Consider the following 20,048-nt stretch of genomic DNA (forward strand, 5'->3'; position numbering starts at 1 on the left):
ACATCTAGACGTATCGTCCAAATTGATTGCGCCTACGCTGGAATTGGTTTAGTTTCGGCAAGTCATCATCGGCGGGACGACGCCTTGCCCCCGCCCGGTATAGTGTCCTTCCGCAGCTTTTTATTGCGGCGGGCTCAGCTTCTTCATGACTACGCCTTGGGAGGACTGCAATGATTCCGATCCCGAAGAAGGGCACGCCCGAACGCGAAGCCCTGATCAAGGAGCACAAGGACTGCGTCGACTCCATGAAGGGCGTCGCGGGCTTTTCGGTGCTGAAGTGCGAGACGCCCGGCGACACCACGGTGGTCACCGGCGGCGTCCATGAGGATCCGGTCCTGAAGCGCGTGCTGCTGCGCATGCGGGGCGAGTCGCCGAAGGGCAAGCTCATCGTGATCTGCACGAAGGTGGACGCCGAATGGCGCATCGGCCGCCTGTCCGGCATCCGCGGCGTGCCGCCGGAGTTCGTGAACGACAAAGTCTACACCGACGAGCAGGAAATCCAGCACGACATCTTCCTGATGCGCCTGGACGAGCTGCCCGAGACCGCCGGCATGCCGGAACACTTCAACGAAGGCTGGAAGCGCCGGGACGACAACTGGCCGGTCACCTGACCGCCCGACCTTTCCCGCGCTGAACCTCACACCGCTTCAGGCTCGCTTCACGCATGAGCGCCTTCCGCGCGGTCCCGACCGGGACCGCGAACGGCGGCGATTTGCCTGACGTCGGCCGCCATACCCTCGGAGACGACACCCCATGTGCGCCATGCGGCTGACTGGTTACGCCGACAAGTTCGGCGTCCACCCCGGCGACACCGTCAAGTTCTACGTCAACTGCGACGGGCCGGCCGAATACGCCGCCGAGGTCGTCCAGATGATCAACGGCGACACCAATCCGCGCGGCCCGGGCTTCATCGAGAAGCCGATCGCGGCCGACGTCAACAAGACCTACGCGGGCCGCAAGCAGATCATCCACGGCGGCTCCTACGGCTTCGTCCCCGACGCCAAGCCGTTCCAGGTCGAGAGCTTCACGCTGCAGTGCTGGATCTGGCCGACGACGCCGAAGACCCATCCGCGCTACTGGAAGCACGGCGCGCAGGGCCTTGTGACCAAGTGGTCCAAGGACAAGGGCTACGGCCTCTTCATCAACGAGGACGGCTTCGTCGAGCTGCGCATCAACGAGCACAAGATCACGACCGGCGCGCCGATCCGCGACCACGCCTGGCACTTCATCGCCGCGACCTTCGACGCCGCCACCGGCGACGTCACGCTCTACCATGAGCCGCAGGTGGTCTACGCGCTCGATCCCGTCATCGAGCCGGTGACCGCGACCATCGCGGCCAAGATCGAGCACTCGCCGATCCCGGTCGCCATCGCGGCCTACGTCGACACGCTCTCGGACGACCCGCTCGCGCAGTCCTCGCTGCCCGCCGGCGTCGTCTTCACGGGCAAGTACAACGGCAAGATCGACAGCCCGCGCATCTGCAAGAAGGCGCTGAGCCGGTTCGAGATCGAGCAGATGAAGGGCGGCGCCCAGCCCGGCCTCACCGAGCGCCGCAACTCCGGCCCGACCGGCGCGCTCTCGGAAGTCATCGTCGCCGCCTGGGACTTCTGGGACGGCATCGACACCATCGTCGCCAAGGATAACGGCCCCTACCGGTTCGACGCCCGGCTCGTGAACTGCCCGACGCGCGCGCTCACCGGCTACAACTGGGCCGGCCAGAACTTCGACTGGAAGCACGCGCCCAAGGAATACGGCGCGATCCACTTCCACGACGACGACGTCGACGACGCCCGCTGGAGCGCCGACATCGAGTGGACGGTCCCGGCCGAGATCAAGAGCCGGTTCTACGCGCTCAAGCTCACCACGAGCGAGGGCGACGAGGACTACATCCCGTTCTGGATCGTGCCGAAGATCGGCGAAGAGCAGTCCAAGATCGCCGTGATGGTCCCGACCATCAGCTACATGGCCTACGCCAACGAACACGTGGCCTGCAACGCCGGCGGCGCCGAGCTGTTCATCTACCGCGTGCCGATCATGCAGCACCAGAACATGTTCCTGGCCGAGCACCGCGAATACGGCGGCTCGATCTACGACACCCACACCGACGGCTCGGGCATCTGTCTGTCGTCGCGGCTGCGTCCGATCCTGTCGATCCGCCCGAAGTACGACCACTTCCTGGCCCAGGCGCCATGGCAGTATCCGGCCGATCTCCACCTGATCTACTGGCTGGAGACGATGGGCTACGAGTACGACGTCATCACCGACGAGGACGTCACCTACGACGGGATCGCCCGGCTCGAGAACTACAACGTCGTCATCACCGGCTCGCACCCCGAGCACAACTCGGGCACGCAGCTCGACGCCCTGCACAACTACACGCAGCGCGGCGGCCGCCTGATGTATATGGGCGCGGACGCCTGGTACTGGGTGCACTCGTTCCACCCGGCCTATGACGACCTCGGCCGCGGCGTCGTCACCGAGATGCGCCGCTGCGAGAGCGGCATCCGCACCTGGCGCGCCGATCCCGGCGAGTATTACCACCAGGGCACCGGCGAACTCGGCGGCATGTGGCGCTACCGCGGCCGTTACCTGCACTCGGTGGCGGGCGTCGGCATGTCGTCGGAAGGCTTCGACATCTCGAGCTACTTCAGCCGCACCTCCGAGAGCCTCGATCCCCGCGTGTCCTGGGCGTTCGAGGGCATCGACTACGACGAGAAGCTCGGCAACTTCGGCCTCGTGGGCGGCGGCGCCGCTGGCCTCGAGCTCGACATCGTCGACACCATGCTGGGCTCGCCCCCGCACACGCTGGCGGTCGCGACGTCGGCCGGCCGCCACACCGAGGCCTACCTCCTCGTCATGGAGGACTTCGGCTTCAACCAGCAGGGCCTCGACGGCACGACGCATCCCCGCGTGCGCGGCGACATCGCCTACCACGAGACCCCGAACGGCGGCGCGGCCTTCTCGTTCTCGTCCATCGCGTTCTGCGGCTCGCTCCCCTGGAACGAGTGCAAGAACAACATCTCGACTCTGGTCGGCAACGTGCTGAACCGCTTCATGGCGGACGGCCCCCTGCCGCCCCCGCCGGCCGACGCGATCAAGCACCGCGGCCGCGCCGACTACGAGTCCCCCGCTCTGGCGTCGCGCGCGTAAGCGCGCGGGGCCAGCCGCCGGCGCCCGCACTCTTCCCCTGCGGGCGCCGGCTCTTCCATCGATCGATGAGGGATCGGACCATGTCGCACAGACCCGACCTCGGCTATCACGACGAGGGGCGCGACCTGGCGTCCTCCGCCTTCTATGCCGAGGCCCTCGGCGACGCGGCCCGCGTGCTCCCGCCGGCGGCGTTCCGGTCCCTGCCCTTCACCCTGCTCGAAGACGAGGCGGTGTGGACGCGGGACTGGATCTGCGTCGGCGCGCATGAGGCGATCCCCCACGTCGGCGACCTGCTGCCCTTCACGATCGGAACCCATGGCGTCCACGTGCAGCGCACGGAGGGCGGCCTCGCCGCGCGCTTCAACAAGGCGCAGCACGGCGGCTGCCGCATGGTGCCGCTGCAGTGCCAGACCGGCGCCAAGACCAAGTGCTCCTTCACCTCCTGCGGCTACAGCCGCGACCGGCCCGCGATCCCTGCGCGCGACCTCGGCGAGGGCGCGCCGGAGATGCACCAGTATCTCGGGCTGCGTCCCGAGCGGCTGCTGACCGCCCAGGTCCGCAGCTGGGGGCCGCTGATCTTCGTCAACCTGGACGTCGCGCCCGCTTCGCCGGAGGCGAGCCTCGCCACGCTGAACCAGCTCGGCGGCTTCTTCGGCAACCACAAGAGCGCCCGCTCCGAGGAGATCTGGCTCGAGCATCCCGCCAACTGGAAGCTCGCCGGGCAGCATCTCGCCGGCGGCGAGCCGCTGTTCGACGACGGCGACCGCTGGCTCCTCGGCGTGACCACCTTGGCCGACGGTCGCGAAGCGCGGACGGCCTGGCTGTTTCCGAACCTCGTGCTGTTCGCGACCACCGACGAGACCTGCGTCGTCGTCCTGCAGCCGACCGCGATCGGACAGACGCTGTGCCGCGTCTCGGTCTATGGCGAGGGCTCGGCGACGAGCGCAGGCTTCTGGCGCGCAGAGATCGACCGCCGCGCCGGAGAGGCCGCGCAGGAGCATCTCGCGCTGTCGCGCTGGGGCACGCAGTTCCGGCCCGACACCATCGGCGCGCCGCCTCCCCGCCAGGCCGAACCGCACGGCCTCTGGATGCAGCGCGCGCTCGCGGAGCGGGTGGCCCGGGCGCCGCGCGAGGACCTTCCCCAGCCCCTGTTCCAGAATCCGAGAGGCTGACCCTATGCTCTCCCTTCAGATCCCCGTCGACGACGCCACGGTGATCGGCGCCGCGGTGTCCGCCTACAAGCGCGGCGACTTCGACGACGCCTTCGCGCAGTTCTCGAGCCTCGCCGACGCCGGCGACGCGGAGGCCAAGACCTGGCTCGGCGCGATGTACGCCCACGGCGAGGGCGTGCCGGCCTCGCTGCCGAAGGCGTTCGCCCTCTATCTCGAAGGTGCAGAGGCGGGCAATCCGCTGGCGCAGACCAACGTCGGCGCCATGCTGGCGATGGGACAGGGCGTCGCGACCGACGTCCCCGCCGGCGCCGCCTGGCTGAGGCGCGCCGCCGAACAGGGCGACGTTTTCGCGCAGTACAATCTCGCGACCCTCTGCTCGAAGGGACAGGGCGTCGGGCTCGATCCCGTGGAGGCGGCGCGCTGGTATCGCGCGGCGGCGGAGGCCGGCCATTACCCGTCGCAGGCGCGTCTTGGCTTCTTGTACGCCAACGGAATAGGCGTCGAGAAGAACCGGGCGCAGGCCTATGTCTGGCTGTCGCTGGCGGCCCAGCATGGGGTCGGCTCCGCGCTCAACGCGCTGGAGGCGATCGCCGGCCAGATGTCCGCCGACGAGAAGCGCGAGGGCGCCGCGGGCGTCGATCGCTGGCGCTCGCGCACGGCCGAGACCTCCCGGCACGCCCGCCTCAACCCGACCCCCGGCTGACCGCGATGGTGTTCAGCCCGCAGCAGGTCAAGTTCGAATTCCTGAGCTACATCAAGGAATTCGGCGGAAATCCAACGGAGTGGCGCGTCGGCTGCGCGGAGGATGCGACGGCGGCGCTGTTCCACGAGAACGCGGTGGATCAGGACCGCGACATCTGGCTCTGGAAGCCGACGTTGTCGGCCGCTGCCGCGCGCATCGTGTTCCGGTACCTGACCGAACAGCTGCACGTGCCCTGCGCCAGCAGCGCAACCCCCGGCTCGAGCATCTTTCTGTTCAAACGCGGCGAGCTGCCGCTTGTTTGATCATTTCATCTAGCCGAAATGCCTTTTGCTGCGGCACCCTCGCATAGTTTTAACCTGATCACCGCGAGCAACATGCGGCGTCTTGTCCCGCATATGCATGTCTTTCCAATCTTTTAATCGCCAATCCGAAGTGCTGCATTCTCGCAACACTTGCTTCTCATCTTCGCCAGCGCAGCATTTTTGGCCTAGCTATGACATCTAGATGAAGCTTAGATGGCTTATCAGAATTGTCTGACGGGGATCTTCGGGAATGTCTTACGCTTTGAAACTTGCCTGCGCCGCGCTCGTCGGAGCCGCAGCTCTGCCGCTGAGCGACGCCGCCATGGCCGCGGATCTCGCCGCCCCCGAAGCGTTCGTCGTCGAGACCATGTCTCCGATCGACGTCTCGTTCGGCGTGAAGTTCGCCACCGAGTACAACCTGCGCAGCGTCAGCCAGAGCAAGGGCGATCCGGCGGTCCAGGGCTACGTCGAAGTCTCGGCGTTCGATTGGGTCTACGCCGGCTTCTGGGCGTCGAACGTCAACTTCGGCGGCGCCGATCCCACGGCCGAGCTCGACTACTACGGCGGCGTGCGTCACACCTTCGACGCGCTGACCCTCGACGCCGGCTTCCTCTACATCGACTACGTCGGCCAGATCAACGGCACGCGTTCGCTCGACTTCTGGAAGATCTACGGCATCGCGAAGTACGCCGTGACCGCCGACTTCTCGGTCGGCGCCAACGTCTATTGGACGAGCGATTTCGTCAACATCGGCGACGACAGCACCCACAGCTCGCTGTTCGCCAAGTACTCGATCCCGTCGTCGCTGATGCCGATCCCGGACGTGGGCGCCTACGTCTCGGCCGAAGTCGGCAAGTTCTGGATCAAGTCGCCCATCCTTCCGGACTACACCTTCTGGAACGCCGGCGTCGGCTTCACCTACAAGGCCATGACCCTCGACCTCCGCTACACCGACAGCAACCTGTCGCGTCGCGAGTGCGCCACCTTCATCGGCCAGTTCAACTCGTGCGGCGATCGCTACATGGCGAGCCTGTCGTTCGACACGTCCTTCAGCAAGCTGAAGTAACCGACCCCACTCCGGCTTTCAGCCGCGGCGTCGCGCCCCTGATCAGGCGCGACGCCTTTTCCTGTTTGAACGACGCCCGCGTCCTGCGGCGTCGTCTTCGCCGGCGGAGATAACGGTGCCGATCTTCAAAGCAGCCGCGGTCCAGTTCGAACCCACCATGTTCGAAAAGGAGCGCAACATCGCGCGCCTGCTCACGCTCGCCCGCGAAGCGGCGGACAACGGCGCGAAGCTGATCGTGACGCCCGAGATGGGGACGACCGGGTACTGCTGGTTCGACCGGGACGAAGTCGCCTCCCAGGTCGAGACCATCCCGGGGCCGACGACCGATCGCTTCGCCGCGCTCGCCCGGGAGACGGGAACCTACATCGTCATCGGGATGCCGGAGGTCGACCCGGCGACCAACCTCTACTTCAACTCCGCCGCCCTGATCGGCCCCGAGGGCCTCGTCGGCAAGCACCGGAAAAGCCACCCCTACATCTCGGAGCCGAAATGGGCGGCCCCGGGCGATCTCGGCCATCAGGTGTTCGAGACGCCGATCGGCCGCATCACGCTGCTCATCTGCATGGACATCCACTTCGTGGAGACGGCGCGCCTGGTCGCGCTCGACGGCGCCGACGTCATCTGCCACGTCTCCAACTGGCTGTCGGAGCGCACCCCGGCGCCCTACTGGATCAGCCGCGCGTTCGAGAACTCCTGCTACCTCATCGAGAGCAACCGCTGGGGGCTCGAGCGCACGGTGCAGTTCTCCGGCGGCAGCTGCGTGATCGAACCCGACGGCGCGATCGCGGCGGCGATCGACGGCGGCGACGGCGTGATCTACGCCGACATCGACCCCGACCGGGCGCGCGCGCGCACCGTACTGGGCGAGCCGACCTTCGCCCAGCGCCGCCCCGAGCTCTACGCCGAGCTCGCGACCGGCCAGTCCGGCTGGAACCCGCTCGACTTCCACGGCCTCTATGGCCACCAGCCGCTGCCTGCGGGCCGCGTCTCCAAGGTCGCCGCGGCGCAGTTCAGCCCGACCTCCGACGTCGACGCCAACCTCGCCCGCATCGCGGAGCTCGCCGCGGACGCCGCCGCGCGCGGCGCCAGCCTGGTCGTGTTTCCCGAGCTGTCGCTCACCGGCCTCGACGATCCGGCGAGCCGGGCGGAGCCGCTCTCGGGCGTCGCCGTGACGCGCCTCTACGCGATCGCGGCCAGGCTCGGCGTCCACATCGTGGCGGGCCTTGCGGAGGCCGAGGGCGACGCCGTCTACAACGCCGCCGTGCTTGTCGGCCCCGAGGGCGTCGCAGGCGGCTACCGCAAGACCCATCTCAGCGACCACGACCGGCCCTGGGCCACGGCGGGCGACCGCTGGCGCGTGTTCGACCTGCCGCTGGGGCGCGTCGGCCTTCTGATCGGCCACGACGCGCTGTTCCCGGAGGCCGGCCGCGTGCTCGCGCTGAAGGGCTGCGACCTGATCGCCTGCCCCGCGGCGCAGGGCGGCGTGTTCTCCTACGGGCACGCGGGCACGACGGTGCGGCAGAGCTACCCCATCCCGACAGGCGCAGACCCCGTGCACTGGCACCATTTCCGGGCGCGGGCGGGCGAGAACAACGTCGTCTTCGCCTTCGCCAACGTGGTCGACGCCGAGCGCGGCTATGCCGGCAAGAGCGGCGTGTTCGGGCCGGAGACCTTCACCTTTCCCCGGACCGAGTCCGTCGTGTTCGAAGGCGAAGGCGTCGCGGTCTCGACGCTCGACACGACGAACCTCGCGACCCCCTACCCCACCAATCCGATCCGCCGGAAGGACCTCGTGACGATGCGCCAGCCGCACCACTACGTTCCGCTGGCGGTCGCGCGGGACAACGTCCGGGGTTGAGGCGCGTCCCTGCCCCTTTGAGGGGAAGCGCGCGTCAGATGTAGGACGAGGCGAGCTCCGGCGGCTCGGCCAGCGCGTGGCCGATGAACTCGAGCGCGCGGCGGATCTCGTCGCGGGTCGACGGGCCGCCGATGCACACGCGCACGGCTTCGCTCGGAGGTCCGCCGGCGGCGAAGGCGTCGCTCGCCACCACGCCGATGCCGGTGTCGCGCAGGTGCCCGACGAAGGACGAGCGGTTCCAGGGGGCCGGCAGCGGGATCCAGAGGTTGAAGCTCAACGGGTCCGCCACGAAGGATCCCGCCGGCAGGATCTCGGTCGCGAGCTTCTGGCGCGCCGCGGTCTCGGCCCGGATGAACCGCAGGATGGCGTCGGCGGTGCCGTCCTCGATCCAGGCGGTGGCGAGCGCGACGGTGAGCGGCGACGCCATCACGTTCGCGGCCCGCAGCGCCGCCACGAAGGGCCACGAGGCCTTCGCGCTGGGCGCCACCACATAGGCCGCGCGCAGCCCCGCGCCGATGCATTTGGCGAGGCCTGCGACGTGCCAGGTGAGGTCGGGCGCGATCGCCGCGAAGGGCGAGATCTTGCGGGTCGGGATGAAGCCGTAGGCGTCGTCTTCGACGATCGGCAGATCGTGGAGCCTCGCGACGTCGGCGAGGGCCGCGCGCCGCTCCTCCGAGATCGTCAGGGTCGTCGGGTTCTGAAGCGTCGGGTTGAGGTAGAGCGCCTTGGGGCCAAGCCGCTCGCAGGCCTCGTCGAGGGCGGCCGGCGTGACGCCGTCCGCGTCCATCGCGAGGCCCACGAGCCGGATGCCGAGCTGCGCCGCGATCGCCCGCACGCCGGGATAGGTGACGGCCTCGCACAGCACCACGTCGCCGGGCTTCGCCAGGATGCCGAGGATGCCGAGCAGGGCCGCGTGCGCGCCCGGCGTCACGAACAGCCGGTCCTGCGTCGGCACGAGCGCGCGGCGGCCGAGCCAGGCCGAGGCCGCGTCCTTGTCCGCCGGCGATCCGCCGAAGCCCTGGTAGCGCAGCCGGCCCACGAGGTCCCGGCCGACCTGCGCAAGGCCGCCCCGCATCATCTCGAGCAGCTCCGGTTCGGTCGGCTCGGGCGGCAGGTTCATGGTGAGGTCGGCGGAGAGCCGCGCGGAGGCCCGCAGCGCCGCGGTCTTGGGCGCGCCGAGAACGAAGGTGCCCTGCCCCACGCGGCTGTCGATCAGGCCGCGCTTGCGGGCCTCGGCATAGCCGCGCGCGACGGTGGTGAAATCCATGTCAAGGCGCTTCGCCAGCGTGCGCTGGGGCGGCAGGCGATCGCCCACGGCAAGCCGGCCGGACGTCACGTCGGCCGCGATCACGTCAGCGATCGCGAGGTAGCGGGGCTTGTCGCTGAGCGTCAGGTCGGGGGTCCAGGGCATCGACTGTCGCGGCTTTCACAGAGGCGTCGCAGGCAATATTGACTGGATTGAAGCGTCCGTCCAGCGCCCAATCAATGCATTCAATTTCATGCCCAGCAGATGCGCATCCGGCGCCTCCATCCTGCGCATCTCCAAGGAACCAATCGTTTCAAGGTAGGCATCCGAGGCATAATTGAATGTATTATTGAATGTATATTGCGCCGTTTAATGACTGCATTCCTAAAGCGGCGACTGGCACGCGGATTGCTCCTCCGTTTGCGACCTGCGGCCCTCGCCGCGGAGCCCACACGAGGAGAGAGCGATGCCCGCAGTGACGAAGCCCGCCAATCAGAAGGGCGATTTCCTGGTCGATTACGAAACCAAGGTGTTCGAGGACGTGAAGGCCGCGCCCGGCGAAAAGGCGCTCGTCACCTTCCACACCGTCGCCTTCGAGGGCTCGATCGGCCTCGTGAACCTGCTGCAGGCCTCGCGCCTGATCGCCAAGGGCTTCGAGACCTCCGTCCTGCTCTATGGCCCCGGCGTGACCCTCGGCGTGCAGCGCGGCTTCCCGAAGCTCGGCGACGAGGCCTTCCCGGGCCATCTCAACTTCAACAATCGGATCGAGAAGATCCTCGCCGACGGCGGAAAGGTCTACGCCTGCCGGTTCGCGCTCCAGGCGCTCTACGGCCACGGCGAAGGCGCCCTGATCCCCGGCGTGACGCCGATCAGCCCGCTCGACGTGCTCGACATCGTGCTCCTGCACCGCAAGGAGAACGCCTTCATCCTCGACACCTGGACCCTCTGAGAGGCGGTACAGCCGCCCTCCCGGACGGCGCGGGCCGATCCGGGATCGTCCTCAGGATATGGCGCCTCGCCGCGCCTTCCGCGGAGGACGATCCCGGCTCTCCGCTTCGCTTCGGCCGGGATGACGACGACGGGAGGATGAGCCGATGACAGAACAACGCATAGTCCGCGCCGCGGCCGTCCAGATCGCGCCCGACCTCGAGAACGGCGCAGGCACGCTGGACCGCGTGCTGAACGCGCTCGACGACGCGGCGGGCAAGGGCGCGGAGTTCGTGGTGTTCCCCGAGACCTTCCTGCCCTGGTACCCCTACTTCTCCTTCGTGCATCCGCCGGTCACGACCGGCGGAGAGCACCTGAGGCTCTACGAGCACGCCGTCGTCGTGCCCGGCCCCGTCACCGACGCGGTGTCGGCGGCGGCGCGGCGGCGGGGCCTCGTGGTCGTGCTGGGCGTGAACGAGCGCGACCACGGCTCGCTCTACAACGCCCAGCTGATCTTCGACGCCGACGGGACGCTCAAGCTCAAGCGCCGCAAGATCACGCCGACCTACCACGAGCGCATGATCTGGGGCCAAGGCGACGGCTCGGGCCTGCGCGCCGTCGACACCAAGGTCGGCCGCGTCGGCGCGCTGGCCTGCTGGGAGCATTACAACCCGCTCGCCCGCTACGCCCTCATGGCGGACCATGAGGAGATCCACGCCGCCCAGTTCCCGGGCTCCATGGTCGGACCGATCTTCGCCGACCAGATGGAGGTGACGATCCGTCACCACGCGCTGGAGAGCGGCTGCTTCGTCGTCAACGCCACGGGCTGGCTGACCGACGCGCAGCGCGCCCGGATCTCGCCTGACGAAAAGCTCCGCAAGGCCCTCACCGGCGGCTGCATGACGGCGATCGTCTCGCCGGAGGGCGCGCATCTCGCCCCGCCGCTCACCGAGGGAGAGGGCATTCTGATCGCCGATCTCGACATGGCGCTGGTGACCAAGCGCAAGCGGATGATGGACTCGATCGGCCACTACGCCCGGCCCGAGCTCCTCAGCCTCGTCCTCGACGACCGGCCGCAGACGCCGCTGCGCCGGTCCGCCACCCTTCCTTCCTGGAGCGCATCCGATGACGCCGATGCCGACCAAGCCGAAGCCGACGCTGCGAACCGAGGAGCTGATCAACGAGTTGCAGTCCTTCGGGGTCCGGCTCGTCGACCCTAGCGCCGGCGCCGCCAGCCGCCGCGGCGGCGCGGGGCCATCCGACCACAAGGCGATCACCATCGACGGCATGACCGTGATGGCGCCGGTGCACACCGCGCCGGCGTTCGACAGCCCCTATCTGGTGGAGAAGCCGGACGCCTTCGGCCGCAGCCGCATCACCCGCGACGGCGCGGTCGTGGCGGAGGCCTCGTTCCCGCTCGGCCCGAAGTTCTACGAGCTGACGACGGCCGAGGGCGTGCCCTACCGGCACATAGCGACGCTGCACGGCCGCGACGTGCTCGCGACCACGGTCCTGCAGACCTGCATCCGCTATCAGAGCCGCACCAAGACCTGCCAGTTCTGCGCGATCGGCCAGTCGCTCGCCGCCGGCCGCACCATCGCGCACAAGACGCCGGCCCAGCTCGGCGAAGTGGCGGAGGCGGCCGTCCGGCTCGACGGCGTCCGGCACATGGTGATGACGACCGGCACGCCGAAGGGCGCGGACCGCGGCGCCGCCGTGCTGGCGGACAGCTGCGTCGGCGTGAAGGCGCGGGTGAACCTGCCGATCCAGGTCCAGTGCGAGCCGCCGGACGACGACGCCTGGTTCGAACGCCTGCGGACCGCTGGCGCCGACGCGCTCGGCATGCATCTGGAGGCGGTGTCGGAGCCGGTGCGCCAGCGCATCATGCCCGGCAAGGCGACGGTCTCCTTGGAGCGCTATTTCGAGGCCTTCGCGGCGGCGGTTCCGGTGTTCGGCCGGGCCCAGGTCTCGACCTACATCCTCGCCGGCCTCGGCGACACGGCCGAGGAGATCCTCACCGTCTGCGAGCGGCTGACGGCCCTCGGCGTCTATCCCTTCGTGGTGCCGTTCACGCCGATCTCCGGCACCCCGCTCGAAAGCCACCCGACGCCGCCGCCCGCCTTCATGGCCTCCATCCTCGGCCCCCTTGCCCGCATGCTGATCGCAAGCGGCCTGCGCTCCGTGGACGTCAAGGCCGGCTGCGCGAAGTGCGGCGCCTGCTCGTCGCTTGCGGCCTACGAACGCGGAGAGAGCGCATGTTCTTCGAAGCGGTGACGCCCTTCGTGCCGGCCGGCTACCAGATCAAGTGGGCGGTCGGCGACTGGGAGCGGCGCGGCGCGGCCGCCCTGCGCCGGAAGGTGTTCTGCGAGGAGCAGAAGATCTTCGCGGGCGACGACCGCGACGCGATCGACGAGGTCGCGATCCCTCTGGTCGCCGCGTCGTCGCTCGCCGTCGCCTACGACGCCGTGGTCGGCACGGTCCGCATCCACGAGGAGACGCCCGGCGTCTGGTGGGGCTCGCGGCTCGCGGTCGACGCCGGCCACCGGCGCGTGGGCGCGCTGAGCGCGGCGCTGATCCGGCTCGCGGTGTCCTCGGCCCACGCGCGCGGCTGCAGGCGGTTCTTCGCCCATGTGCAGGAGCAGAACGGCCCGCTGTTCGAGCGGCTGCGCTGGCGTCCGCTGGAGACCGTCGAGCTTCACGGCCGGCCGCATCTCAGGATGGAGGCGGACCTCGCCTTCTATCCGCCCTTCGCCACGCCGGAGGCCGGCTTCCTGACGCTCGTCCGGAGAGCGGCATGAGCCTCGCCCTGGACAGCACGGTCGATCTCGAGGCGCTGGCGGCGGGCTTGAGGACCGGCCGCGGGATGGAGGCCAAGGCCGACATCGCGGCCGCGGTCGCGCGCCTCGGCGTCTCGGGCGCCTCGGTGGTGCCGGTCGGCGACGACTGCGCCGCGATCCCCGAGGGCGACGGCTACCTGCTGTTTGCGATCGAGGGCTTCATGAACGCCTTCGTGGAGACGGACCCCTGGTTCGCCGGCTGGTGCGGCGTGATGGTGAACCTGTCCGACATCGCCGCCATGGGCGGACGGCCGATCGCGGTGGTCAACGCGGTCTGGGCGAACGGCGAGGCCGGCGCGGCGCCCGTGCTTGACGGCCTGCGCGAGGCCTCGGCCCGCTTCGGCACGCCGATCGTCGGCGGCCACAGCAATCTCGCCTGCGACCGCGGCCAGCTCTCGGTCGCCGTGCTCGGCCGCGCGCGGCGCCTTCTGACGAGCTTCGACGCGGCGCCCGGCGACCGCCTGATCGCCGCCATCGACCTGCGCGGCCGCTACCGCGAGCCCTTCGACAACTGGGAGGCCGCGACCGGCGCGCCGGCGAGCCGCCTGCGCGGCGACCTGGAGCTGCTGCCGGAGATCGCCGAGGCGGGCCTCAGCCGCGCGGCCAAGGACATCAGCCAGGCCGGCCTGGTCGGCACCGCCGCCATGCTCGCGGAATGCTCCGGCGTCGGCGTGCGAATCGATCTCGACGCCGTGCCCCGTCCCGAGGGCGTTCCGCTGGATCGCTGGCTGCGGAGCTTTCCGAGCTTCGGCTATCTTATCGCCGCGCCGGCGGATCAGGTCGACGCGATCCTCGGCCGGTTTCATGCGCGTGGGATCGCCGCCGCCGACATCGGCGGGATCACCCGGGGCGGCCGCGTCGAGATCGCGTCCCGCGGCCGCGTCGCGACGGTCTGGGACCTGGAGGCGCGCCCGCTCATCGGCTGCGCGGCGCGGGGGACGACGGCATGACCGAACCGCTCCGCGTCGCCCTGCTCTGTCATTCGGTCAACCCGCGCGGCGGCGTCGTCCACGCCATGGAGCTCGCGACCGCCCTGCACGACCTCGGCCACGCGCCCGTGGTTCATGCGCCGGATCCCGCGGCCCGCGGGTTCTTCCGCCCGACCGTGTTCGAGACCGTCTGCGTCGAGGCCGCGCCTGTCGACGGCGACACGCACGACATGGTGACGACGCGGGTCGCGGACTATCGCCGGCATTTCGCGAAGCCGGAGAACCGCCGCTTCGACGTGTTCCACGCCCAGGACGGCATCTCCGGCAACGCGCTCGCGACGCTCAAGGACGACGGGCTCGTCCGCGCCTTCGTACGGACGGTGCATCATCTCGACGCCTTCGCGGACGCCCGCGTCGCCGCGCTGCAGACGCGCTCCGTGACGACCTCCGACGCCCAGATCGTCGTCAGCGACCTCTGGCGCACCGTGCTCCGCGCCCGCTACGGGCTGGAGGCGACGCTCGCCGGCAACGGCGTCGACGCCCGGCGGTTCCGCCCCGATCCGGACGGCCGCGAGGCGACGCTGCGCGTCCGCCTCGGGCTCGGCTCCGGTCCGGTCATTCTCTCGGTCGGCGGCGTCGAGGAGCGCAAAAACGCGCGGCGGCTGCTGGAGGCCTTCGGGCAGGTCCGCCGGTTCCACGAGCGGGCCCAGCTGGTGATCGCCGGCGGCGCCTCGGTGCTCGACCACGGCGATTACCGCGCGGCCTTCGAGCGCGACGTCGCCGCGAGCGGACTTCCGCCGAGCGCGCTGATCCGCACCGGCCCGCTGCCCGACGCCGACATGCCGGCGCTCTACCGCATCGCCGACGTGCTCGCCTTCCCCTCCGTGCGGGAAGGCTTCGGCCTCGTGGCGCTCGAGGCGATGGCGAGCGGAACGCCGGTCGCCGCCTCCCGCATTGCGCCCTTCACCGAGTACCTCGGCGACGGGGACGTCGCCTGGTGCGACCCGCTGAACCCGGGATCGATCGCGAACGCGCTGATGCTGGCGCTTGCGGAACCCGTTCGCTCGCAGCTCGCGGAGCGCGGCCAGGCGGTCGCGCTCCGCCGCGACTGGCTCTCCGTCGCCCGCACCCATCTCGACGTCTACAGCCGTTTGACGGAGGCCGCCCATGCCTGAAATGCGCTTCACCATTCGCTGGCCCGACGGCGCGGAAGAGAGCTGCTACTCGCCCTCGCTCGTCATCTCCGAGTACATGACGGCGGGCGAAAGCTACACCGTCTCCGACTTCGCCGAGCGCTGCCGCACGGCCCTGAACATCGCGAGCGAACGGGTGCGGGCGAAGTACGGCTTCGCCTGCTCCAGCGCGCTCGACCAGCTCGGGCGGATCGAGCAGGCCTCCGCGCGCTTCGCGCCGGACGCCCCCGTCACCGTCGTCTCCTTCGAAACCTGATCCTCCGGGAGGACAGCATGAGCATGTCCGGAACTCCGCATCTCAGCGTCGTCGTCGTCGGAGGCGGCCAGGCGGGCCTCTCCACCAGCTACTGGCTGCAGCAGCGCCAGATCGACCATCTCGTGTTCGAGAAGCGCTCCGCCGCCCACACCTGGTCGACGCAGCGCTGGGACAGCTTCAGCTTGGTCACGCCGAACTGGCAGTGCGACCTGCCGGGCCACCCCTACGACGGCCCCGACCCGGACGGCTTCATGAAGAAGGACGAGATCGTCGCCTATGTCCGCAGCTTCGTGGAGAAGGTGAATCCGCCGATCCGCGAGGGCGTGTCGGTGACGCGCGTGACGCGGCGGCCGGAGGGCGGCTTCGCGATCGCGACCTCCGAGGGCGACTTCACCGCCGACGAGATCGTCGTGGCGTCAGGCGGCTACCACACGCCGATCATCCCGCGCATGGCGGAGAAACTGCCGAAGTCGATCGCGCAGATCCACTCCGAGCAGTACCGCAACGCCGACCAGCTTCCGGCCGGCGAGGTCCTGGTCGTGGGCTCCGGCCAGTCCGGCGCCCAGATCGCCGAAGACCTCCACCTCGCAGGCCGCAAGGTGCATCTCGCCGTCGGCGAGGCGCCGCGCTGCGCCCGGTTCTACCGCGGCCGCGACGTCGTCACCTGGCTCGCGGACATGGGCTACTACGAGATGACCGTCGACAAGCATCCCTTGCGCGAGGGCGTGCGCGACAACACCAACCACTACGTCACCGGCCGCGACGGCGGCCGCGACATCGACCTCAGGCGCTTCGCCACCGAGGGGATGGAGCTCTACGGCGTGCTGGAGGACTACGACGACGGGATCCTGCGCTTCCGGGAGAACCTCGCCGCCAGCCTCGACTTCGCCGACCGCACCTACAACGGCATCAACGCGGCGATCGACAAGCACATCGCCGAGACCGGCGTCGAGGCGCCGCCGCCATCCGTCTACCAGCCGGTCTGGACGCCGCCGGCGGAGCGCGGAGCGCTCGGCCTCGCGGGCTCCGGGATCACGTCGATCGTCTGGTGCATCGGCTTCACGCCGGACTTCCGCTGGCTCGACGCGCCCGTCTTCAACGGCGCGGGCCGGCCGGTCCACAGGCGAGGCGAAACCGAGGTGGAGGGCGTGTCCTTCATCGGACTGCCCTGGCTGAACACCTGGGGTTCCGGCCGCTTCGGCGCGGTCGGCCGCGACGCGGAGTTCGTGGTGTCCAGGATCGCCGATCGGCTCTCGCGCAAACGCGCGCCCCTCAGCGTCGCCGTCTGACCGTGAACGTCGCGGTCGACCGCTCGGCGCTCGAGGGCGCCACCGTCTTCACGAGCCCGATTCGAACCACGCAGGTGACGCTCGGCATGCCGGAGCTCTGCCTCGGCGGCCTCTCGGAGACGTGGCTGCTGAAGGCTTGCGGCGACCTGCACTGGCGGCTCATCGCCGAATTCTGCGGCGTCGCCGCCGCGGACTTCCGGGACGCCAACGGCGAGAAGGTCTACGCCGCCTTCTGCGCGGCGCAGTCCGACGATCTCGCTCTCGACGCCTTCGCCGAGCACGACGACCTTACGATCCGCTCGGAGATCACGCGGACCTCCCGCACCCGCTTCGCCAGCACCCATAGGCTTCAACGTAAAGGCGCGCCGGCGGGAAAGGTCGCGCTGCTGTCGACCTTCGTGAAGCGGACGGGCGACGACGGCAACCGTTCGATCGCCAAGGTCGCCCTGCCCGGACTTCCGGCGTTCGGAGGCTTCGAGCCCGCTCCGGCGATCGCCGGCTTGCCGGCGCTGCTGCGGCCGGGCTGCTGGAGCGCGCATCGCGGGTTCGACCGGCGCGGCGGCCACGGCGCGCGACGCTTCGAGATCCGGCCTTGCCCGAGCCAGGATTTCAACGGCGCGGAGCTGCTGTACTTCTCGGCCTATCAGGGCTTCGCCGATCGTGCGGAGTGGGAGCTGCTCGACCTGCCGGCCCGTGGCGTCGCCGTCCGCGAGCGCGAGATCGTGTTCCACGGCAACCTGGAGCCCGGCGAAGGCCTCGTGGTCCATCTGCGCGGGACGATGCCGGTCGCGGGCGAGTTGCGTCACTGGATGTCGCTGGAGGCCGCCGCGGATGGGCGGCCCCTCGCCGACATCTTTACGACGAAGCAGCTCACCTGCCGGGGCCGGTGATCCCCCCGCCCGGCTGACTTTCCGACGACGGATCGCTGCCCGGAAAGCTCTCCTTCAACGTCTCGTCGAGCCGGCTCTCCTTGTCGGCTTCGGAGCCTTCGGCGTCGGCCTCGGCGCCTTCGACGTCGCGGCGCGCCTGCTCCCAGTGCTCCTCCTCGCGCCCGATCGGCTGGCCGGCCTCGATCCAGATCTGGTAGGCGCGTTCCCGAATTTCCTGCGTGCGGTCCATTGCGAATTCTCCTTTCGAAGGAGACGCCGCGGAGACCGTGAAAGTTCCGCCGGGGACGGCGTCAGCTCGCCTCAGGCTGCGGCTCCCCCTGGTCCACGATCTGGCCGGCGCGGCGGGGGCGAGTGAGCGGCGTCGGGATCGGGGCATTGCCGCGGATCAGGCTGGAGCCGGAGTGGATGTCGCCCGCGACCTGAAGCGCGAACCGCTCCGAGTCCCGCCGCCGCACGTCGTCGGCGATCTCGGCCGCCTCCTCCTCCGGGACGCCGAGGGCGACCAGCGCCGCCTCGCCGAAAGCCATGGCGGATTCGAAGGTCTCGCGGATGTGATAGTCGACCCCGGCCCGCACGAGATCCATCGCGTGCCCGCGGTCGAACGCGCGCACGAACAGCTTGGCGAGCGGAAATTCGGACTGCACCAGCTCGACGATCTTTTCGGCCGCCTCCCGCTTGTCGACGCAGACCAGCACCGCCCGCGCCTGGCCCGCGCCGGAGGCTCGCAGCGTGTCCAGCCGCGTGCCGTCGCCGTAATAGACCTTGAAGCCGAAGGTCGCCGCCGCCTCGATCATCTCGACGTCGTTCTCGATGATCGAGACCTCGAAGCCGCGGGCGAGCAGCGACTGGCTCGCCACCTGCGCGAACCGGCCGAAGCCGATCACCAGCACCTCCCCGCTAAGCCCGTCGGCCTGGTCCACGCCGTCGAGCGACGGCGCGCTGTGGGGCATGAGTCGTTTCAACGCCAGCGCCGTGAGCGGCGTCAGCGCCATCGAGAGGATGACGACCGATGTGAAGATCGCGTTGGTCGACGCGTCCATGATCCCAACCGCGGAGGCTGCGGAATAGAGCACGAAGGCGAACTCGCCGCCCTGCGCGAACAGAGCCACGCGGTCGATCGACTCCCGCGAAGACGCGCCCAGCAGCCGCGCGACGCCGAAGATCGCGGCCGCCTTGACCGCGATGAACAGCGCGGTGAAGGCGAGGATCGTCGGCCAGTGGACGGAGATCGCGGCCAGGTCGAGCGACATGCCGACCGCGAGGAAGAACAGGCCGAGCAGGATGCCGCGGAACGGCTCGATGTCGGCTTCGAGCTGGTGGCGGAAGGTCGACTCCGACAGCAGCACCCCGGCGAGGAATGCGCCCATAGCCATCGACAGGCCGCCGAGCTCCATCAGCAGCGCAGCCCCCAGCACCACAAGCAGCGCCGCCGCCGTCATCACCTCGCGGGCCTGCGAGCGGGCGAGGATCCGGAACATCGGGTTCAGCAGGTAACGACCAGCGAGCACGAGGCCGGCTACCGCCACGATCGCGATCGCGATCTCGCGCCACCGGTCCGCGGCGTTTTCGCCGCTGTCGGCCGGCGCGACGAAAGCCACGATCGCGAGCAGCGGCACGATCGCCAGATCTTCCAGCAGGAGGATCGAGACCGCCTTCTGACCCTGCGCGGTGGACGTCTCGCCGCGCTCGTCCAGCATCTGCATGACGACCGCGGTCGAGGACAGCACGAAGCCCATGCCAGCGACGAAAGCGACGGCGAGGTTGAGTCCCGCCGCGTAGCCGGCCAGCGTCAGCAGCGCGCCGGAGGCGACGACCTGCGCGACGCCGAGGCCGAAGATCTCGCGCCGCAGCGCCCACAGCCGCGAGGGCTGCATCTCGAGGCCGATGACGAACAGCAGCATGATGACGCCGAACTCGGCGACGTGGAGGATCGCGCCGGGATCGGAGAACAGCCCCAGCCCGAACGGCCCGATGACGAGGCCGGCCGCGAAGTAGCCGAGCACCGAGCCCAGTCCCAGCCGTCGGAAGATCGGCACGGCGACGACGCCCGCGCCGAGCAGCGCCACGACCTGCACGAGTTCGCTCTGGCCCTCAGCCGCCATCGTTCAAAAGCCCCGCTTCGCGTGTCCTGAGCGAAGAGGCTTAACCGGCCCGTCGCCGCCGTGCATGCCAATGCACGGCCTGCGACGTCACGAGGCGCTGAGAACGGGCGATCGCGGATGCAGGCGTG

General features: G+C 69.6%; 19 protein-coding genes. 16 read left to right on the forward strand and 3 right to left on the reverse strand.

Annotated elements, in window-relative coordinates; genetic code table 11:
- The first annotated feature begins 170 nt into the window (after nt 1-170).
- The 7 genes from JOD31_RS05950 to JOD31_RS05980 all read left to right on the forward strand — a co-directional run bounded on the left by JOD31_RS05950 (nt 171) and on the right by JOD31_RS05980 (nt 8,251).
- Complete coding sequence (locus JOD31_RS05950) at nt 171-611, forward strand: N,N-dimethylformamidase alpha subunit family protein (RefSeq protein WP_204949403.1); 441 nt, start codon at nt 171-173, stop codon at nt 609-611.
- Nucleotides 612-762: 151 nt separating this feature from the next.
- The gene (locus tag JOD31_RS05955; RefSeq protein ID WP_246482378.1) at nt 763-3,150 is read left to right on the forward strand and encodes a LamG domain-containing protein; all 2,388 of its coding nucleotides are present in this window, start codon (nt 763-765) and stop codon (nt 3,148-3,150) included.
- Nucleotides 3,151-3,230: 80 nt separating this feature from the next.
- The gene (locus JOD31_RS05960; protein ID WP_204949405.1) at nt 3,231-4,322 is read left to right on the forward strand and encodes a Rieske (2Fe-2S) protein; all 1,092 of its coding nucleotides are present in this window, start codon (nt 3,231-3,233) and stop codon (nt 4,320-4,322) included.
- Between the two features lie 4 nt (nt 4,323-4,326).
- Nucleotides 4,327-5,025: a tetratricopeptide repeat protein gene (locus JOD31_RS05965; protein ID WP_204949406.1), complete on the forward strand. Its 699-nt coding sequence runs from the start codon at nt 4,327-4,329 to the stop codon at nt 5,023-5,025.
- A gap of 5 nt (nt 5,026-5,030) precedes the next feature.
- The gene (locus JOD31_RS05970) at nt 5,031-5,327 is read left to right on the forward strand and encodes a hypothetical protein (RefSeq protein ID WP_204949407.1); all 297 of its coding nucleotides are present in this window, start codon (nt 5,031-5,033) and stop codon (nt 5,325-5,327) included.
- A 250-nt stretch (nt 5,328-5,577) separates the two neighbouring features.
- Nucleotides 5,578-6,393 carry a TorF family putative porin gene (locus JOD31_RS05975; protein ID WP_246482379.1) on the forward strand — a complete coding sequence of 272 codons (816 nt, stop codon included), beginning with the start codon at nt 5,578-5,580 and terminating at the stop codon, nt 6,391-6,393.
- A gap of 115 nt (nt 6,394-6,508) precedes the next feature.
- Nucleotides 6,509-8,251, forward strand: a complete 1,743-nt coding sequence (locus JOD31_RS05980; RefSeq protein WP_204949408.1) for a nitrilase-related carbon-nitrogen hydrolase — start codon at nt 6,509-6,511, stop codon at nt 8,249-8,251.
- A gap of 34 nt (nt 8,252-8,285) precedes the next feature.
- On the opposite strand, the gene JOD31_RS05985 is transcribed toward JOD31_RS05980, so the two are convergent.
- On the reverse strand, nt 8,286-9,662 hold the full coding sequence (locus tag JOD31_RS05985; RefSeq protein ID WP_204949409.1) for an aminotransferase-like domain-containing protein: 1,377 nt from the start codon (nt 9,660-9,662) through the stop codon (nt 8,286-8,288).
- A 301-nt stretch (nt 9,663-9,963) separates the two neighbouring features.
- Here JOD31_RS05985 and JOD31_RS05990 point away from each other — a divergent pair, with 301 nt between their 5' ends.
- The 9 genes from JOD31_RS05990 (at nt 9,964) to JOD31_RS06030 (ending at nt 17,818) form a co-directional block, all read left to right on the forward strand.
- Nucleotides 9,964-10,446 (forward strand): MSMEG_0572/Sll0783 family nitrogen starvation response protein, encoded by a 483-nt coding sequence (locus tag JOD31_RS05990; protein ID WP_103122877.1) that lies wholly within the window; start codon nt 9,964-9,966, stop codon nt 10,444-10,446.
- Nucleotides 10,447-10,591: 145 nt separating this feature from the next.
- On the forward strand, nt 10,592-11,644 hold the full coding sequence (locus JOD31_RS05995; protein ID WP_204949410.1) for a Nit6803 family nitrilase: 1,053 nt from the start codon (nt 10,592-10,594) through the stop codon (nt 11,642-11,644).
- Entirely contained in the window at nt 11,550-12,698 is a 1,149-nt protein-coding gene (locus JOD31_RS06000) for an MSMEG_0568 family radical SAM protein (protein WP_204949411.1), read from the forward strand. The genes JOD31_RS05995 and JOD31_RS06000 overlap by 95 nt, the downstream gene beginning before the upstream one ends.
- Nucleotides 12,680-13,222, forward strand: coding sequence for an MSMEG_0567/Sll0786 family nitrogen starvation N-acetyltransferase (locus tag JOD31_RS06005; protein ID WP_204949412.1), 543 nt, complete (start codon nt 12,680-12,682; stop codon nt 13,220-13,222). Before JOD31_RS06000 ends, JOD31_RS06005 begins: the two co-directional genes overlap by 19 nt.
- Nucleotides 13,219-14,211 carry a sll0787 family AIR synthase-like protein gene (locus JOD31_RS06010; protein WP_204949413.1) on the forward strand — a complete coding sequence of 331 codons (993 nt, stop codon included), beginning with the start codon at nt 13,219-13,221 and terminating at the stop codon, nt 14,209-14,211. Before JOD31_RS06005 ends, JOD31_RS06010 begins: the two co-directional genes overlap by 4 nt.
- Entirely contained in the window at nt 14,208-15,365 is a 1,158-nt protein-coding gene (locus tag JOD31_RS06015) for an MSMEG_0565 family glycosyltransferase (protein ID WP_204949414.1), read from the forward strand. The genes JOD31_RS06010 and JOD31_RS06015 overlap by 4 nt, the downstream gene beginning before the upstream one ends.
- On the forward strand, nt 15,358-15,639 hold the full coding sequence (locus JOD31_RS06020) for an MSMEG_0570 family nitrogen starvation response protein (RefSeq protein ID WP_204949415.1): 282 nt from the start codon (nt 15,358-15,360) through the stop codon (nt 15,637-15,639). Before JOD31_RS06015 ends, JOD31_RS06020 begins: the two co-directional genes overlap by 8 nt.
- Before the next feature lie 23 nt (nt 15,640-15,662).
- On the forward strand, nt 15,663-16,928 hold the full coding sequence (locus tag JOD31_RS06025) for an MSMEG_0569 family flavin-dependent oxidoreductase (protein WP_204949416.1): 1,266 nt from the start codon (nt 15,663-15,665) through the stop codon (nt 16,926-16,928).
- A gap of 2 nt (nt 16,929-16,930) precedes the next feature.
- The gene (locus JOD31_RS06030; RefSeq protein WP_204949417.1) at nt 16,931-17,818 is read left to right on the forward strand and encodes a Pnap_2097 family protein; all 888 of its coding nucleotides are present in this window, start codon (nt 16,931-16,933) and stop codon (nt 17,816-17,818) included.
- Here the strand turns inward: JOD31_RS06030 and JOD31_RS06035 are convergent.
- Both JOD31_RS06035 and JOD31_RS06040 read right to left on the reverse strand, forming a co-directional pair.
- Nucleotides 17,799-18,047 (reverse strand): DUF2934 domain-containing protein, encoded by a 249-nt coding sequence (locus JOD31_RS06035; protein ID WP_204949418.1) that lies wholly within the window; start codon nt 18,045-18,047, stop codon nt 17,799-17,801. The genes JOD31_RS06030 and JOD31_RS06035 overlap by 20 nt on opposite strands.
- Nucleotides 18,048-18,108: 61 nt before the next feature.
- Nucleotides 18,109-19,920, reverse strand: coding sequence for a monovalent cation:proton antiporter-2 (CPA2) family protein (locus JOD31_RS06040; RefSeq protein WP_204949419.1), 1,812 nt, complete (start codon nt 19,918-19,920; stop codon nt 18,109-18,111).
- Nucleotides 19,921-20,048 lie beyond the last annotated feature (128 nt).

The organism is Methylopila capsulata (genome assembly GCF_016907975.1).
Classification (GTDB): domain Bacteria; phylum Pseudomonadota; class Alphaproteobacteria; order Rhizobiales; family Methylopilaceae; genus Methylopila; species Methylopila capsulata.

Excerpts from the sequence above, each read along its gene's own strand:
- JOD31_RS05995 (WP_204949410.1), top strand. The coding sequence starts at position 10,592 with ATGACAGAACAACGCATAGTCCGCGCCGCGGCCGTCCAGATCGCGCCC.
- JOD31_RS06020 (WP_204949415.1), top strand. The coding sequence starts at position 15,358 with ATGCCTGAAATGCGCTTCACCATTCGCTGGCCCGACGGCGCGGAAGAG.
- JOD31_RS05965 (WP_204949406.1), top strand. The coding sequence starts at position 4,327 with ATGCTCTCCCTTCAGATCCCCGTCGACGACGCCACGGTGATCGGCGCC.
- JOD31_RS06005 (WP_204949412.1), top strand. The coding sequence starts at position 12,680 with ATGTTCTTCGAAGCGGTGACGCCCTTCGTGCCGGCCGGCTACCAGATC.
- JOD31_RS05990 (WP_103122877.1), top strand. The coding sequence starts at position 9,964 with ATGCCCGCAGTGACGAAGCCCGCCAATCAGAAGGGCGATTTCCTGGTC.
- JOD31_RS05955 (WP_246482378.1), top strand. The coding sequence starts at position 763 with ATGCGGCTGACTGGTTACGCCGACAAGTTCGGCGTCCACCCCGGCGAC.
- JOD31_RS06040 (WP_204949419.1), bottom strand. The coding sequence starts at position 19,920 with ATGGCGGCTGAGGGCCAGAGCGAACTCGTGCAGGTCGTGGCGCTGCTC.
- JOD31_RS06025 (WP_204949416.1), top strand. The coding sequence starts at position 15,663 with ATGTCCGGAACTCCGCATCTCAGCGTCGTCGTCGTCGGAGGCGGCCAG.
- JOD31_RS05985 (WP_204949409.1), bottom strand. The coding sequence starts at position 9,662 with ATGCCCTGGACCCCCGACCTGACGCTCAGCGACAAGCCCCGCTACCTC.
- JOD31_RS06035 (WP_204949418.1), bottom strand. The coding sequence starts at position 18,047 with ATGGACCGCACGCAGGAAATTCGGGAACGCGCCTACCAGATCTGGATC.
- JOD31_RS05975 (WP_246482379.1), top strand. The coding sequence starts at position 5,578 with ATGTCTTACGCTTTGAAACTTGCCTGCGCCGCGCTCGTCGGAGCCGCA.
- JOD31_RS05970 (WP_204949407.1), top strand. The coding sequence starts at position 5,031 with ATGGTGTTCAGCCCGCAGCAGGTCAAGTTCGAATTCCTGAGCTACATC.
- JOD31_RS06000 (WP_204949411.1), top strand. The coding sequence starts at position 11,550 with ATGACGCCGATGCCGACCAAGCCGAAGCCGACGCTGCGAACCGAGGAG.
- JOD31_RS05960 (WP_204949405.1), top strand. The coding sequence starts at position 3,231 with ATGTCGCACAGACCCGACCTCGGCTATCACGACGAGGGGCGCGACCTG.
- JOD31_RS05950 (WP_204949403.1), top strand. The coding sequence starts at position 171 with ATGATTCCGATCCCGAAGAAGGGCACGCCCGAACGCGAAGCCCTGATC.
- JOD31_RS06010 (WP_204949413.1), top strand. The coding sequence starts at position 13,219 with ATGAGCCTCGCCCTGGACAGCACGGTCGATCTCGAGGCGCTGGCGGCG.
- JOD31_RS06015 (WP_204949414.1), top strand. The coding sequence starts at position 14,208 with ATGACCGAACCGCTCCGCGTCGCCCTGCTCTGTCATTCGGTCAACCCG.